General features: G+C 70.5%; 18 protein-coding genes. 5 read left to right on the top strand and 13 right to left on the bottom strand.

What is annotated here, in order from left to right:
- Complete coding sequence (nadC, locus tag G9Q37_RS21335) at positions 1-864, bottom strand: carboxylating nicotinate-nucleotide diphosphorylase (RefSeq protein WP_166230601.1); 864 nt, start codon at positions 862-864, stop codon at positions 1-3.
- Positions 865-951: 87 nt separating this feature from the next.
- Between nadC and panB the strand changes: the two genes are divergently transcribed.
- A complete protein-coding gene (gene panB, locus G9Q37_RS21330; protein WP_166230599.1) occupies positions 952-1,827 on the top strand; it encodes a 3-methyl-2-oxobutanoate hydroxymethyltransferase in 876 nt (291 codons plus the stop codon).
- A gap of 34 nt (positions 1,828-1,861) precedes the next feature.
- Entirely contained in the window at positions 1,862-2,713 is an 852-nt protein-coding gene (panC, locus tag G9Q37_RS21325; RefSeq protein WP_166230597.1) for a pantoate--beta-alanine ligase, read from the top strand.
- Positions 2,714-2,720: 7 nt separating this feature from the next.
- Here panC and G9Q37_RS21320 read toward each other — a convergent pair whose 3' ends face one another.
- From G9Q37_RS21320 to G9Q37_RS21305, 4 genes are all read right to left on the bottom strand, one after another.
- Positions 2,721-3,743, bottom strand: a complete 1,023-nt coding sequence (locus tag G9Q37_RS21320; RefSeq protein ID WP_166230595.1) for an NAD(P)H-dependent glycerol-3-phosphate dehydrogenase — start codon at positions 3,741-3,743, stop codon at positions 2,721-2,723.
- Between the two features lie 10 nt (positions 3,744-3,753).
- Positions 3,754-4,212 carry a protein-export chaperone SecB gene (gene secB / locus G9Q37_RS21315; RefSeq protein ID WP_166230593.1) on the bottom strand — a complete coding sequence of 153 codons (459 nt, stop codon included), beginning with the start codon at positions 4,210-4,212 and terminating at the stop codon, positions 3,754-3,756.
- 97 nt (positions 4,213-4,309) lie between these two features.
- The gene (grxC, locus tag G9Q37_RS21310; protein WP_166230591.1) at positions 4,310-4,573 is read right to left on the bottom strand and encodes a glutaredoxin 3; all 264 of its coding nucleotides are present in this window, start codon (positions 4,571-4,573) and stop codon (positions 4,310-4,312) included.
- Positions 4,574-4,607: 34 nt separating this feature from the next.
- Positions 4,608-5,018, bottom strand: a complete 411-nt coding sequence (locus G9Q37_RS21305) for a rhodanese-like domain-containing protein (RefSeq protein ID WP_166230589.1) — start codon at positions 5,016-5,018, stop codon at positions 4,608-4,610.
- Between the two features lie 87 nt (positions 5,019-5,105).
- On the opposite strand from G9Q37_RS21305, the gene gpmA reads away from it, so the two are divergent.
- The 3 genes from gpmA to G9Q37_RS21290 all read left to right on the top strand — a co-directional run bounded on the left by gpmA (position 5,106) and on the right by G9Q37_RS21290 (position 8,287).
- Positions 5,106-5,849 (top strand): 2,3-diphosphoglycerate-dependent phosphoglycerate mutase, encoded by a 744-nt coding sequence (gene gpmA / locus G9Q37_RS21300; protein ID WP_166230587.1) that lies wholly within the window; start codon positions 5,106-5,108, stop codon positions 5,847-5,849.
- Positions 5,850-6,003: 154 nt separating this feature from the next.
- The gene (locus G9Q37_RS21295; RefSeq protein ID WP_166230585.1) at positions 6,004-7,482 is read left to right on the top strand and encodes a S41 family peptidase; all 1,479 of its coding nucleotides are present in this window, start codon (positions 6,004-6,006) and stop codon (positions 7,480-7,482) included.
- Positions 7,483-7,531: 49 nt separating this feature from the next.
- The gene (locus G9Q37_RS21290) at positions 7,532-8,287 is read left to right on the top strand and encodes a HesA/MoeB/ThiF family protein (RefSeq protein WP_166230583.1); all 756 of its coding nucleotides are present in this window, start codon (positions 7,532-7,534) and stop codon (positions 8,285-8,287) included.
- Here the strand turns inward: G9Q37_RS21290 and G9Q37_RS21285 are convergent.
- Genes G9Q37_RS21285 through folE form a run of 8 tightly spaced genes read right to left on the bottom strand, consistent with a single transcriptional unit; the run spans position 8,273 to position 12,993 of the window.
- Positions 8,273-8,797, bottom strand: a complete 525-nt coding sequence (locus G9Q37_RS21285; protein WP_166230581.1) for a thermonuclease family protein — start codon at positions 8,795-8,797, stop codon at positions 8,273-8,275. The two genes, G9Q37_RS21290 and G9Q37_RS21285, sit on opposite strands and share 15 nt — an antisense overlap.
- A 10-nt stretch (positions 8,798-8,807) precedes the next feature.
- Positions 8,808-9,029 (bottom strand): hypothetical protein, encoded by a 222-nt coding sequence (locus G9Q37_RS21280; protein WP_166230579.1) that lies wholly within the window; start codon positions 9,027-9,029, stop codon positions 8,808-8,810.
- Between the two features lie 46 nt (positions 9,030-9,075).
- Positions 9,076-9,546 (bottom strand): DM13 domain-containing protein, encoded by a 471-nt coding sequence (locus G9Q37_RS21275; protein ID WP_166230577.1) that lies wholly within the window; start codon positions 9,544-9,546, stop codon positions 9,076-9,078.
- 8 nt (positions 9,547-9,554) lie between these two features.
- The gene (locus tag G9Q37_RS21270) at positions 9,555-10,052 is read right to left on the bottom strand and encodes a 6,7-dimethyl-8-ribityllumazine synthase (RefSeq protein ID WP_166230575.1); all 498 of its coding nucleotides are present in this window, start codon (positions 10,050-10,052) and stop codon (positions 9,555-9,557) included.
- A 16-nt stretch (positions 10,053-10,068) separates the two neighbouring features.
- Positions 10,069-10,902, bottom strand: a complete 834-nt coding sequence (locus tag G9Q37_RS21265; RefSeq protein ID WP_166230573.1) for a DUF429 domain-containing protein — start codon at positions 10,900-10,902, stop codon at positions 10,069-10,071.
- A gap of 7 nt (positions 10,903-10,909) precedes the next feature.
- Positions 10,910-11,791 (bottom strand): EamA family transporter, encoded by an 882-nt coding sequence (locus G9Q37_RS21260; protein ID WP_166230571.1) that lies wholly within the window; start codon positions 11,789-11,791, stop codon positions 10,910-10,912.
- Positions 11,792-11,812: 21 nt separating this feature from the next.
- Positions 11,813-12,235 (bottom strand): BLUF domain-containing protein, encoded by a 423-nt coding sequence (locus G9Q37_RS21255; protein WP_166230569.1) that lies wholly within the window; start codon positions 12,233-12,235, stop codon positions 11,813-11,815.
- A 26-nt stretch (positions 12,236-12,261) separates the two neighbouring features.
- Positions 12,262-12,993, bottom strand: a complete 732-nt coding sequence (folE, locus tag G9Q37_RS21250) for a GTP cyclohydrolase I (protein ID WP_166230567.1) — start codon at positions 12,991-12,993, stop codon at positions 12,262-12,264.
- Between the last annotated feature and the right edge of the window lie 3 nt (positions 12,994-12,996).

The raw sequence follows: 12,996 nt of genomic DNA, 5'->3' as shown, positions 1-12,996 counted from the left end.
TCAGAGCGCTTCGAAGCGCATGGAGAAATCGATGGCCTTCACGTCTTTGGTGAGGGCGCCGATGGAGATGCGGTCCACGCCGGTTTCTGCAAGGGCGCGCACGGTGGACAGGTTGACGCCGCCGGAGATCTCGAGGATGGCGCGGCCGGCGTTGCGGCGCACCGCCTCGTGCAGCGTGGCAAGGTCCATGTTGTCGAGCAGCACCATGGTGGCGCCGCAGGCCAGGGCCTCATCGAGCTGCGCCAGGGTCTCGACCTCGATCTCGACGAAGCGCGCCGCGGGCGCGGTCTCGCGCACCCGCTGCAGCACCGCGGCCACGCCGCCGGCCGCGGCGATGTGGTTCTCCTTGATGAGCACGGCGTCGAACAGGCCGATGCGGTGGTTCACGCCGCCGCCGGTCTTCACCGCGTACTTCTGCGCCAGGCGCAGGCCCGGCAGGGTCTTGCGCGTGTCCACGATGGCCGCGCGCGTTCCCGCCACGGCGGCCACGTACACGGCGGTCTGCGTGGCCACGGCCGACAGCAGCTGCAGAAAGTTCAGCGCCGTGCGCTCGGCCGTCAGCAGCGGCTGCGCGCGGCCTTCGATGGTGAGCACGGTCTGGTCGGCCTGGCAGCGCGCGCCCTCGGCCACGTGCCAGCGCAGGCGGGCCTGCGGATCGAGCGCGCGCACCGCGGCCTCGACCCAGGGCTGGCCGCAGACGACCGCGCTCTCGCGCGCGAGGATGCGGGCGCGCGCCGGGCGCTGCGGATCCACCAGCGCGGCGGTGAGATCGCCCGTGGCCACGTCTTCGGCCAGGGCCCGCGCCACGTCCTGCGCGGCCAGCGCGGCGAGGTCGGCGGCGTCGAATTCGGAGAGGTGTTTCATCGTGGGAAAGGGCTGGGCACCTTCATGGTGCGATGCACTATAGTCCGCCATTCTCGTTCACCGCCCGGCCCGGCACCGGTCCCAGACATGAGCAACCCCACCTCCGCCACGCCGTACGGCACCTTGCCCACCGCGTCGCCGTTGCCCGCGCGCAAGCCCGTGAGCCTGCCCCGCCTGGCCGAGATGCGCGAGCGCGGCGAGAAGATCACCATGCTCACCGCCTACGACGCGACCTTCGCGGCCGTGGCCGATGCCGCGGGCGTGGAATGCCTGCTGGTGGGCGACTCGCTCGGCATGGTCTGCCAGGGCCTGGCCAGCACCTCGGGCGTCACGCTCGAGACCATGGCCTACCACGTGGAAAGCGTGGCGCGCGGCCTGCGCCGCGTGCAGGGCACGGCCTGGCTGCTGGGCGACCTGCCCTTCGGCAGTTACCACGAATCGAAAGAACAGGCCATGCGCAGCGCCGCCGCACTCGTGCACGCGGGCGCGCACATGGTCAAGCTCGAAGGCGGCGGCTGGACCGCCGAGACCGTGCGCTTCCTCGTGGAACGCGGCATTCCGGTCTGCGCGCACCTGGGCCTCACGCCGCAGACGGTGCACGCGCTGGGCGGCTACCGCGTGCAGGGCCGCGGCGACCAGGCCGCGCTCACGCTCAAGCGCCACGCGCTCGAACTGCAGGACGCCGGCGCCACCATGCTGGTGCTCGAGATGGTCCCCGCGGCGCTCGCCACCGAGATCACGCAGCAGCTGCCGCACTGCCACACCATCGGCATCGGCGCGGGCAAGGGCACCGCAGGCCAGGTGCTCGTGATGCACGACATGCTGGGCGTGAACCTCGGCAAGAACCCGAAGTTCGTGCGCAACTTCATGGACGGCGCCGGCTCGGTGCGCGAGGCCATGAGCAACTACGTGCGGGCCGTGAAAGACGGCTCCTTCCCCGACGACTCCCTGCACGCCTGGTGAGCGTCCCGGCACGGCCGGTCTTCCCTTCGTTTCCATGAAACTCGTCCACACCATCGCCGACCTGCGCGACGCGCTCCGGCCCTACGACTCGCCCGCCCTGGTGCCCACCATGGGCAACCTGCACGCCGGCCACCTCGCGCTCGTCAAGGCCGCCAAGGCACGCGGCGACGTCACCGTCGCGAGCATCTTCGTCAACCGCCTGCAGTTCGCGCCCCACGAAGACTTCGACACCTACCCGCGCACCCTCGAGGCCGATTGCGAGAAACTGCAGGCCACGGGCTGCGACCTGGTGTTCGCGCCCAGCGAGCGCGAGATGTACCCCGAGCCCCAGGGCTACAAGGTGCAGCCGCCCGCCGACCTCGCCGACATCCTCGAAGGGCACTTCCGCCCGGGCTTCTTCACCGGCGTGTGCACCGTGGTGATGAAGCTGTTCCAGTGCGTGTTCAGCGAGGCCAAGGGCCCGCGCACCGCGGTCTTCGGCCTCAAGGACTACCAGCAGCAGCTCGTGATCCGGCGCATGGTGAAACAGTTCGCCATGCCGATCGACATCGTGGCCGGCGCCACCGAGCGCGCGCCCGACGGCCTGGCGCTGAGCTCGCGCAACGGCTACCTGAGCGAGACCGAGCGCGCCGAGGCGGTGCAGCTCTCGCTCGCGCTGCGCGCGCTGGGCCGCGACGCCCTGGCCGCGGCCGACGGCCTGGAGCGCCACCTGCCCGCGCTCGAAGCGCGCGCCATGCAGGCGCTGGCCGCGCGCGGCTGGCAGCCCGATTACCTCACGGTGCGCCGCCGCGACGACCTGCAGCCGCCCAAGGCCGGCGATGCGCTGGTGGTGCTGGGCGCGGCGCGCCTGGGCAGCACGCGCCTGATCGACAACCTCGAGATCTGAGCGCGCCTCAGGCGCCTTCGCTCTTGGGGTCGCGCCCCATGAGCATGGCCACGGCCTGCGCGGGCCGCAGCCGGCCTTCGAGCAGGGCCACCACGGCCTCGGTGATCGGCATGTCCACGCCGAGCTGGCGCGCGCGCTGCGCCACGGTGCGCGCGCTGTAGACGCCTTCGGCCACGTGGCCCAGCGAGGCCACGGCCTGCTCCAGCGTCTGCCCGCGCGCGAGCAGCAGGCCCACCTGCCGGTTGCGCGACAGATCGCCGGTGGCCGTGAGCACCAGGTCGCCCAGGCCCGACAGGCCCATGAAGGTGTCGGGCCGCGCGCCCAGCGCCAGGCCCAGGCGCGTGATCTCGGCCAGGCCGCGCGTGATCAGTGCGGCGCGCGCGTTCAGGCCGAGGTCGAGGCCGTCGCACAAACCCGTGGCGATGGCCAGCACGTTCTTCACCGCGCCGCCCACCTCCACGCCGGCCACGTCGTCGTTGGCGTACACGCGCAGCGTGGGACCGTGGAAGGCGGCCACCAGGGCGTCGCGCACGGCAGCGTGCGCGCTCGCGGCAACCAGTGCCGTGGGCTGGCCGCGCGCGACCTCGAGCGCGAAGCTCGGGCCGCTGAGCACGCCGGTGCGCAGCGCGGGGGCGACCCGGGCGGCGATTTCATGGCCGAGCAGACCGGGCTGGTCGTCGGCGGGGGCGCGCTCGAAGCCTTTGCACAGCCAGGCCACGGGCGCCTGCAAACCGCGCAGGGCCGTGAGCCATTCGCGCAGGGCGGCCATGGGCGTGCCGATCACCACCAGGTCGGCGCTGGCGGCCAGGGCCAGGGCGTCGCCGCTGGTGACCTGCAAGGTGTCGGGCAGCGCCTGGCCGGGCAGGTAGCGCGGGTTCTCGCGCCGCGCCGCCAGGGTCGCGGCCTGGGCGGCGTCGCGCGCCCACAGCGTCACGCGGGCCGCGCCGTGGCGCGCGGCGCCGATGGCCAGGGCCGTGCCCCAGGCGCCGGCGCCCAGCACCACGGTGTGCGGCGTTGGCGCAAGCGTCATGCGCGAACGCTCAGGTGATGATGCGCGGGGCTTCGGCCGTGTCCTGGCCGGCCTGCTGCTGCTCGTACATGGCCTGGAAGTTGATCTCGGCCAGGTGCACGGGCGGGAAGCCGCCGCGCTGGATCAGGTCGGCCACGTTGCCGCGCAGGTAGGGGTAGACGATCTGCGGGCAGGCGATGCCCATGATCGGCGCCATCTGGTCTTCGGGCAGGTTGCGGATCTCGAAGATGCCGGCCTGCTTGCACTCGACCAGGAACACCGTCTTGTCCTTGATCTTGGTGGTCACGGTGGCGGTCACGCGCACCTCGTACACGCCCTCGGCCACGGGCTGGGCGTCCACCCCGAGCTGGATGTCGACCGTGGGCTGCTCCTGCTCGAGCAGGATGGCCGGCGAATTGGGCTGCTCCAGCGAAGCCTCCTTGAGGTAGATGCGCTGGATCTGGAAGACGGGGGTGTCGGTGTCGGCCATGGTGCGTCTCGGGTGTCGGGAATGAAAAAGCCCGCTGGGGTCGTTCCCTCAGCGGGCACAGCGGCGGATTATGTCAGCCGCGGGTGGCGGGCCGGTGTCAGGCTGCGGCCAGCAGCGGCACGAGACCGCCGCGCGCGTCGAGCGCGTGCAGGTCGTCGCAGCCGCCCACGTGGGTGTCGCCGATGAAGATCTGCGGCACGCTGGTGCGCCCGGTGAGCTGGGTCATGCGCGAGCGCAGTTCGGGCTGGCCGTCGACCACGATCTCTTCGTAGTCGCTCACGCCGCGGGCCTGCAGCAGGGCCTTGGCGCGGTGGCAGTACGGGCAGTAGTCGCTGGAGTAGATGGTGACTTTGCGGGACATGCGGGCGTCTGGAGAAAAACCGGAGCCGCGATGTTCAGGCTTTTTCGACCGGCAGGTTGGCGGTGCGCCAGGCACCCATGCCGCCGGTCAGGGAATGGGCCTTCTCGTAGCCGAGCTTCTTGGCCACGGCCACGCCCTTGTTGGCACGCGCGCCGTTCGGGCAGACGAAGATCAGCGTGCTGTTCTTGTTCTTCACCGCGGTGGGCAGCTTGGCCTCGAGCTCGTCGAGCCCGATGTGCTTCGCACCGACGATGTGGCCGGCGGCGAAGGTCTCGGCATCGGAGACGTCGATCACGACCGCCTTCTCGCGGTTCATGAGCATCACCGCGTCGTTGGCGTTGAGGGTGCCCGCGCGGCCCCCGGCCTTGACGGCGGGCCACAGCAGCATGCCGCCCGAGGCGATGGCCACGGCGATCAGGGTCCAGTTGTCGATGAAGAAGCTCACGTGTGCACCTTGGCGAATCAGCAAAGCCCGGGATTTTAGAATGCGCGGTTTGCCGCCCTGCCCCATCAACCCCGAATCCTGCGCGCCATGTACAAGCTCGTCCTGATCCGCCACGGCGAATCCACCTGGAACCTCGAAAACCGCTTCACCGGCTGGACCGACGTGGACCTCACGCCCACGGGCGTGAGCCAGGCCCTGTCGGCGGGCCAGTTGCTCAAGGCTGAGGGCTACGACTTCGACGTCGCCTACACCAGCGTGCTCAAGCGCGCCATCCACACGCTCTGGCACGTGCTCGACGCCATGGACCGCACCTGGCTGCCGGTGGTGAAGAGCTGGCGCCTGAACGAGCGCCACTACGGCGCCCTGCAGGGCCTGAACAAGGCCGACATGGCCGCCCAGTACGGCGACGAGCAGGTGCTGGTCTGGCGCCGCAGCTATGACACGCCGCCGCCGGCCCTGGAGCCGAGCGATCCGCGCAGCGAGCGCAACGACCGCCGCTACGCCCGCCTCAAGCCCGAGGACATCCCGCTGACCGAATGCCTCAAGGACACCGTGGCCCGCGTGATCCCCTTCTGGACCGAGGCGCTCGCGCCCGCGATCCAGTCGGGCAAGCGCGTGGTGGTGGCCGCGCACGGCAACAGCATCCGCGCGCTCGTGAAGTACCTCGACGGCATCTCCGACGCCGACATCGTGGGCCTGAACATCCCCAACGGCATCCCGCTGGTGTACGAGCTCGACGCCGACCTCAAGCCGATCCGCCGCTACTACCTGGGCGATGCCGAAGCCGCGGCCCGGGCCGCGGCGGCCGTGGCCGCCCAGGGCAAGGCCTGATCGGCGGCGTCCGGCCAGACCGGACGGACGTCACGCCCATCGGGAAAACGCGGCCTCCGGGATGGGGAACCCCTGCAGTGGGCCATCCTCCAAGGTGTATATTGGCCCAGCGTGGGTTTGTGGACCCGCGCGCGTTCTCGCAAAGGTGTTTTCCATGACGAACCAGGTCGCTTCCAGGCTCAAGATCGTTGGCTGGGTGGCCATCGGCGCGGTGGCCGGCGCTCTCACCACCGTGCAACTGCAGGCCGTGGCGCGCAACACGCTGGCGCCGCTGCCGCTTGAAGAACTGCAACAGCTGTCGGCCGTGTTCGGCATGGTCAAGACCGACTACGTCGAGCCGGTCGACGAGAAGAAGCTGATCTCCGAGGCCATCTCTGGCATGGTGGCCAGCCTCGATCCGCACTCGCAGTACTTCGACAAGAAGTCGTTCAAGGAATTCCGCGAAGGCACGAGCGGCCGCTTCGTGGGCGTGGGCATCGAGATCACCATGGAAGACGGCCTGGTCAAGGTGGTCTCGCCGATCGAAGACTCGCCCGCCTTCCGCGCCGGCCTCAAGAGCGGCGACCTGATCACCAAGATCGACGACACCACCGTCAAGGGACTGAGCATCAACGAGGCCGTCAAGCTCATGCGCGGCGAGCCGCGCACCAAGGTGCTGCTCACGGTGCTGCGCAAGGACGAAGACCGCAGCTTCAGCGTGACCATCACGCGCGAAGAGATCAAGACCGTGAGCGTCAAGTCGCGCACCCTCGAACCCGGTTACGCCTGGGTGCGGGTGTCGCAGTTCCAGGAGCGCACCACCGACGACTTCGCGCGCAAGCTCGAAGACATCTACAAGGCCGATCCCAAGCTCAAGGGCCTGGTGCTCGACCTGCGCAACGACCCCGGCGGCCTGCTCGACGCCGCGGTGGCGCTGTCGGCCGTGTTCCTGCCCGAGAACGTGACCGTGGTGTCCACCAACGGCCAGCTCGAAGAGAGCAAGTTCGTCTACAAGGCCGCGCCCCAGCACTACCTGCGCCGCGGTGGCAACGACCCGGTGCGCCGCCTCACCGAGGCCACGGGCGGCATCTACAAGCGCATCCCGCTGGTGGTGCTGGTCAACGAAGGCTCGGCCTCGGCCAGCGAGATCGTGGCCGGCGCGCTGCAGGACCACAAGCGCGCCACCATCATGGGCAGCCAGACCTTCGGCAAGGGCTCGGTGCAGACGGTGCGCCCGCTCGGCCCCGACACCGGCCTCAAGCTCACCACCGCCCGCTACTACACCCCCTCGGGCGTGTCGATCCAGGGCAAGGGCATCGTGCCCGACGTGATGGTCGATGAAACGCCCGACGGCAACCTGTTCGCCGCGCTGCGCACCCGCGAAGCCGACCTCAACAACAGCCTGGGCGCCTCGCCGCACGGCCCCATGACCGACGCCCAGCGCGAGGCCGAGCAAAAGCGCGACGAGGCGCGCGAGGCAGCGCGCAAGAAGCTCGAGGAAGAAGCCAAGAAGAACCCGGGCCAGCGCCTGGTGCCGGAATTCGGCAGCGACAAGGACTTCCAGGTGCAGCAGGCGCTCAACCAGCTCAAGGGCCGTCCGGTGCTGGTGAGCAAGTCGCAGACCGTGCGCCCCGAAGAGAAGAAAGAAAACTGATGGCCGCGGGGCCCCGGCCCTGCCCGCCATTCCACCGGCGCGAAAACGCGTGAACGACGCCCAGCTGCTGCGCTACTCGCGCCACATCCTGCTCGACGAACTCGGCGTGGAAGGCCAGGACAGGCTCCTGGCCTCACACGCGCTCGTGATCGGTGCGGGCGGCCTCGGCTCGCCGGTGGCGCTGTACCTGGGCAGCGCGGGTGTGGGCCGCCTGACCGTGGTCGACCACGACACGGTCGACGAAACCAACCTGCAGCGCCAGATCGCGCACAAGCTCGCGGGTGTGGGACGGCCCAAGGCCGAATCGGTGCGCGAGGCGATTGCCGCCATCAACCCCGACGTGCAGGTGACGCCGCTGGTGCAGCGCGCCGATGCCGCCCTGCTCGACGCGCTTGTGCCCACGGCCGACGTGGTGATCGACTGCAGCGACAACTTCACCACGCGCCACGCGATCAACCGCGCCTGCGTGAAGCACCGCAAGCCCCTGGTCTCGGGCGCGGCGATCCGGTTCGATGGCCAGCTCGGCGTGTACGACGCGGCCCAGCCCGAGGCGCCCTGCTACGCCTGCGTGTTCCCGGAAGACAGCGGCGTCGAAGAGGTGCGCTGCGCCACCATGGGCGTGTTCGCGCCGCTGGTGGGCATCGTGGGCACGCTGCAGGCGGCCGAGGCGCTCAAGCTGCTCAGCGGCATGGGCTCGCGCCTCGTGGGCCGGCTGCTCATGATCGAAGGCCGCGACCTGGCCTTCAACGAGATCGCGCTGCCGCGCCAGCCCGGCTGCCCGGTCTGCGGGTCAACGGGGCACTGACAGCCCGTTGGGTGGGTTTTCGCAGGCGCCGTGTCGGCGGCGGAAATCGCGCGGCGGCTCGGGGTCGGCGTGCCCGAACAGGCCGCGCGCGGCGCGGCGCGCCGCCGCTTCTTCGCTCAGGTAGGGACCGCTGCCGCGCCACTGGTGGGCCCACGCATGGCCGGTGCGCACCAGCCAGCGGTTCAGGTCTTCGCCCTGCAGCTGCAGGCGCACGATGGCGCGGCCGTAGGCGTCGTGCGCGCGCTGCTCCACCTGCACCGTGCGGCCCAGCACCCGCTCGGCCAGGGCGTCGCGCGCCGCCAGCCCGCCGGCCTGGCAGATCTCGGGCGCATCGATGTCGTCGAGCCGCAGCTTGCGCCAGCGCCCGCCATCGGCGGGTTGCACCCAGAGCGTGTCGCCGTCGAACACGCGCACCACGCGCGCGTCGTAGCGCTCGGGCCCGTCGGCCCGGGCCGCCAGCGGCGCGCACCCGGCGAGCAGGGCGGCCAGGACCCAGGCGCTGGCGCGCACGCGCGGCCGCTCAGCCCTTGCGGCCACCCATCACCAGCAGCACCACGCCCACGGCGATGGCGCCGATGCCGGCCCACACCGGCACGTTCACGGTTTCCTTCTGCTTGACCGACAGTTCCACCGGGCCGAGCTTCACGGCCTCGGTGTTCTTCGTGTAGCTGAAGCTGCCCATCACCAGGCCGATGACCCCGGCCACGATGAGCACGACACCGACCACTTTGGCGAAATTCATGTAAAGCCTCCTGGTTGCTGGTGGAGCCGATGATGCACCAGCCCGCTCAGCGGTAGCGCGCCGCCGTGATGAACTGGCCGAAGCTTTCGCACCACACGATCACCGTGTTGAAGCGCGCGGGATCGACACCGGCCGGCAGCTCGACGATGAAGTTGTCGAAGGTCTTCACGTCGCCCACGCGCTGCATCTGCGGCTTCAGGCGCTCGAACTCGGCCTCGGTCTCGACGAAGGCGGGCGAGAGGTAGAGCTTGTAGTCGGGGCCGGGCGCCAGCCGCCCCTGCAGCACCACGCGCGTCGCGCTCACGCTCACCGTGCCCTCGCCCCAGTGCAACGCGTCGCTGTCTTTCAGGTCGCGCCGGAATTGGCCGGTGTGCGTGGCCCCCTGCGCGGCCGCGGCCACGGCCTGCCCGTCGGGTGCGGGTGGGGCGATCAGCAGCGGCAGGGTGTAGATGCCCGCGGAGAAACCCAGGCCCAGCACCGCGAGGTGCGAGACCGTGAGCAGCGCGGCGCGGCGCATGGCAGGCCTCAGCCCTGGGCGTCGATGGCGCGCAGACCCGCCACCGTGAAGAGCACGGCCTGTGCGGCCTCGGCACCCTTGGTGCCGAAGTGCTGCTGCAGGAACTTGCGGTGCTCCACGTGTTCGTGGAAGTGGTGCGGCGCCTGCACCGCGCAGATCACAGGCACGCCGGTCTGCAGTTGCACCTGCATGAGGGCCTGCACCACGCTCGCGGCGACGAAGTCGTGGCGGTACACGCCGCCGTCGACCACCAGCGCGCTGCCCACCACGGCGGCATAGCGGCCCGACTGAGCGAGGCGCTGTGCGTGCAGCGGGATCTCGAACGCGCCCGCGACGTCGAACACGTCGATGGCCTCGGGCCCGAAACCCGCGCGTGCCATCTCGGCGAAGAACGCGTCGCGCGAGCGCTGCACGATGTCGGCGTGCCACGAGGCCTCGACGAAGGCGAAGCGCAGCTCGCGCGGCAGGCGGGGCAGTTCTGGCGGGGTGGGGGCTTGCTGGGGCATGGCGGCATTGTAGGAATCAGGCGCTGACGATCCAGCCTTCGAGCGGGTCGGCCTCGGGCAGGCCCCAGCGCGGGTGGCCCGCCTGGTGCTGGTGGCAGGCCCAGGCGGCCTGCAGCAGGCACAGCACCGCGTCCAGGCTGTCGCCGCTGGCGTCGGCGGCCAGCGCGTCGGCCTGGGCGTGGCTGAGCTTGAGGCGCAGGCCCGCGGCCTGCAGCAGCGGCGCCTGGCCGTTCTCCAGCGCGTTGATCAGCGTGCGGCGCGCGATCAGGCGCTCGGGCGTCTGTTTGGCCTTGTCGTCGCTCTTGTAGCTGGCGGCGCCGAGCACGCTGCGCGCGAGCAGGCCGGGGTAGGCCTCGAGCGCCACGCGCGCCGGGTCGCCCGCGTGCAGGCCGGGCAGGCTCACACCCGCATGCAGCAGGCGCGGCACACCCGCGTGCAGCATGAAGGCCACGGGCGGGTTCACCCACTTCATGCTCGGGCTCGAGCCTGCGGGCGTGTCGGTGGCGCGGTGCGCGAACTTGCCGCCCACGGGCCGGGCGTTGCAGAACGCGGCGAAGGTGTCGCGGATGGCCTCGCGCGACAGGCCCGCGTAGTGCGCCATGCAGGCGGCCCAGTCGGTGGGCCAGCCCAGGGTTTCGACCAGTTCGCGCGGCAGGCCGAAGGGCAGGTCGAAGCCGCCGACCCAGGGGCCGGGGGCGCTCAGGCGCGCCGACCACGCGTCCAGCGAGTCGAAGCGCTCGATGCCATCGAGCACCACGCGGCCGCGGTCGCTGCGGCCCACAGCGAGCACCACGGGCTTGCGGCGCGTGGGCGCGCTCGTGAAATCACAGCCCAGGAGTTGCCACGGCATGGTCGGATCAGGCCAGGCCGAGCGCCACCACGCCCAGCGCGATGCAGACCGCACCCACCAGGCGCAGCGCGCGGTCGCCCTCGCGCAGCAGGTGGCCGCCGATGAGGGCGGCGAACAGCATTGAGACCTCGCGCGCGGGCGCCACGTGCGACAGCGGCGCGCGCTGCATGGCGAACAGCACCAGCACGTAGGCGATGGGGCTGAACACCGCCACCAGCAGCGCGTGTTTCCATTGCAGGCGCCACAGCCGCAGCGCCTCAGGGCGGTCGCGCAGCACCACGGGCAGGAACAGCACCACGCGCACGAGGTTGCCCATGTAGTCGACCAGGATGGGCGACATCAGCAGCACCTTCACGGCATAACCGTCGACCACCGAATAGCCCGCGATGAAGACCCCGGTGAGCGCGCCGTAGGCGATGCCCTTGTGCACACGGTCGCGCGCCGCCGGGTCGTGCGCGGCGCGCCACAGGCCCGGGCCGCCCGCGATCAGGAACACGCCCCCGACGACGGCCAGCAGGCCCAGCGCGCCCAGGCCGCTCAGCGATTCGCCGAGGAACAGCACCGCGACCAGCGCCGTGATCAGCGGCCCGCTGCCACGCGCCAGCGGGTAGACCACGGTGAGGTCGGCGCGCCGGTAGCCCCGCAGCAGGGTGACGAAGTAGAAGACGTGGATCACGCCGCTGGCCACCACCATGGCCCATTCGATCGCGCCCCACTGCCCCACCACGCCGCGCGCGAACCACAGGCCCACGGGCAGCCACACCAGGGCCACCAGCACCGAGGAAAAGAAGGCGAAGCGCGCATCGCCGCCCGCGTGCTTGGCGGCGATGTTCCAGCCGGCGTGGATCAGGCCAGCCAGCAGGATCAGCAGGAAGGCGTCGACCGGCATGCGCCCGGGACCGGCCCAGGTTCAGGCTCGGCCGATGATGCTCGCGGTGGCCATCAGCTCTTCGAGCAGTGCGAGCGACACCGCGCCCGACACCGCGTAGGGATCGAACTCGGGGCGCTCGGAGTACTTGAGCACGATGGAGGTGTTGAGCTTGGCCAGGTTCACCTGGCCCATGGTCCAGCCGCCGAAGCGGCGCTCGGTGATTTCCTGGTAGTGCAGCAGCACCACGTCGGTGTGGCGCTTGTCGGCCACGATGTGGTTGTAGAGCGTGTTCACCGCGGCGCGACCGCCCTCGATGGCCTGCAGGAAGATGCCCCCGCCGTAACACAGCACGCCGGTGATGCCGTTGGACACGTTGTGGTGGCGGGATTGGTCGAGGATGCTTTCGATGGCCCGCGCATCCTTGTCGGTGGCACGGCTGACGTAGAGCAGGCGGACGAGCATGGTGGTGTCCCGGGGTTCGGCGGGGTTCAGCGGGGAACGAGGGCCAGGAATTCGCGGCGCAGGTTGGCGTCTTTCAGGAACACGCCGCGCATGACCGAGTTGATCATCTTGCTGTCCATGTCCTTCACGCCGCGCCAGGCCATGCAGTAGTGGCTGGCCTCCATCACCAGGGCCAGGCCGTCGGGCTGGGTTTTCTCCTGGATCAGGTCGGCGAGCTGGATCACGGCCTCTTCCTGGATCTGCGGGCGGTTCATGATCCATTCGGCCATGCGCGCGTACTTGGACAGGCCGATGACGTTGGTGTGCTCGTTGGGCATCACGCCGATCCACAGCCGGCCGATCACCGGGCAGAAGTGGTGGCTGCAGGCGCTGCGCACCGTGATCGGGCCCACGATCATGAGCTCGTTGAGGTGCTCGGCGTTGGGGAATTCGGTGACCGAGGGCCCCTTGATGTAGCGGCCCGCGAAGACCTCCTTGAGGTACATCTTGGCCACGCGGCGCGCGGTGTCGCCGGTGTTGTGGTCGCTCTCGGTGTCGATCACCATCGACTCGAGCACGCCCTGCATCTTGAGGGTGACCTCGTCGAGCAGCTGCTCGAGCTCGCCAGGCTGGATGAACTCGGCGATGTTGTCGTTGGAGTGGAAGCGGTGGCGCGCGGCCTTGAGCCGCTCGCGGATCTTCACGGAGACGGGCACGCCCTCGTCATCGCCGCGGGGCGCCGGGCCGGGGGACTGGTCGGGGTCGGTCTTCATGAGCATGGG

The organism is Hydrogenophaga crocea (assembly GCF_011388215.1).
Classification (GTDB): domain Bacteria; phylum Pseudomonadota; class Gammaproteobacteria; order Burkholderiales; family Burkholderiaceae_C; genus Hydrogenophaga; species Hydrogenophaga crocea.
This window is presented reverse-complemented; position numbering and strand designations above follow the sequence as displayed.

What these genes read in the sequence shown, in the direction of transcription:
- nadC (WP_166230601.1), bottom strand. Translation starts at nt 864, where the DNA reads ATGAAACACCTCTCCGAATTCGACGCCGCCGACCTCGCCGCGCTGGCC.
- panB (WP_166230599.1), top strand. Translation starts at nt 952, where the DNA reads ATGAGCAACCCCACCTCCGCCACGCCGTACGGCACCTTGCCCACCGCG.
- panC (WP_166230597.1), top strand. Translation starts at nt 1,862, where the DNA reads ATGAAACTCGTCCACACCATCGCCGACCTGCGCGACGCGCTCCGGCCC.
- G9Q37_RS21320 (WP_166230595.1), bottom strand. Translation starts at nt 3,743, where the DNA reads ATGACGCTTGCGCCAACGCCGCACACCGTGGTGCTGGGCGCCGGCGCC.
- secB (WP_166230593.1), bottom strand. Translation starts at nt 4,212, where the DNA reads ATGGCCGACACCGACACCCCCGTCTTCCAGATCCAGCGCATCTACCTC.
- grxC (WP_166230591.1), bottom strand. Translation starts at nt 4,573, where the DNA reads ATGTCCCGCAAAGTCACCATCTACTCCAGCGACTACTGCCCGTACTGC.
- gpmA (WP_166230587.1), top strand. Translation starts at nt 5,106, where the DNA reads ATGTACAAGCTCGTCCTGATCCGCCACGGCGAATCCACCTGGAACCTC.
- G9Q37_RS21295 (WP_166230585.1), top strand. Translation starts at nt 6,004, where the DNA reads ATGACGAACCAGGTCGCTTCCAGGCTCAAGATCGTTGGCTGGGTGGCC.
- G9Q37_RS21280 (WP_166230579.1), bottom strand. Translation starts at nt 9,029, where the DNA reads ATGAATTTCGCCAAAGTGGTCGGTGTCGTGCTCATCGTGGCCGGGGTC.
- G9Q37_RS21275 (WP_166230577.1), bottom strand. Translation starts at nt 9,546, where the DNA reads ATGCGCCGCGCCGCGCTGCTCACGGTCTCGCACCTCGCGGTGCTGGGC.
- G9Q37_RS21270 (WP_166230575.1), bottom strand. Translation starts at nt 10,052, where the DNA reads ATGCCCCAGCAAGCCCCCACCCCGCCAGAACTGCCCCGCCTGCCGCGC.
- G9Q37_RS21265 (WP_166230573.1), bottom strand. Translation starts at nt 10,902, where the DNA reads ATGCCGTGGCAACTCCTGGGCTGTGATTTCACGAGCGCGCCCACGCGC.
- G9Q37_RS21260 (WP_166230571.1), bottom strand. Translation starts at nt 11,791, where the DNA reads ATGCCGGTCGACGCCTTCCTGCTGATCCTGCTGGCTGGCCTGATCCAC.
- G9Q37_RS21255 (WP_166230569.1), bottom strand. Translation starts at nt 12,235, where the DNA reads ATGCTCGTCCGCCTGCTCTACGTCAGCCGTGCCACCGACAAGGATGCG.
- folE (WP_166230567.1), bottom strand. Translation starts at nt 12,993, where the DNA reads ATGCTCATGAAGACCGACCCCGACCAGTCCCCCGGCCCGGCGCCCCGC.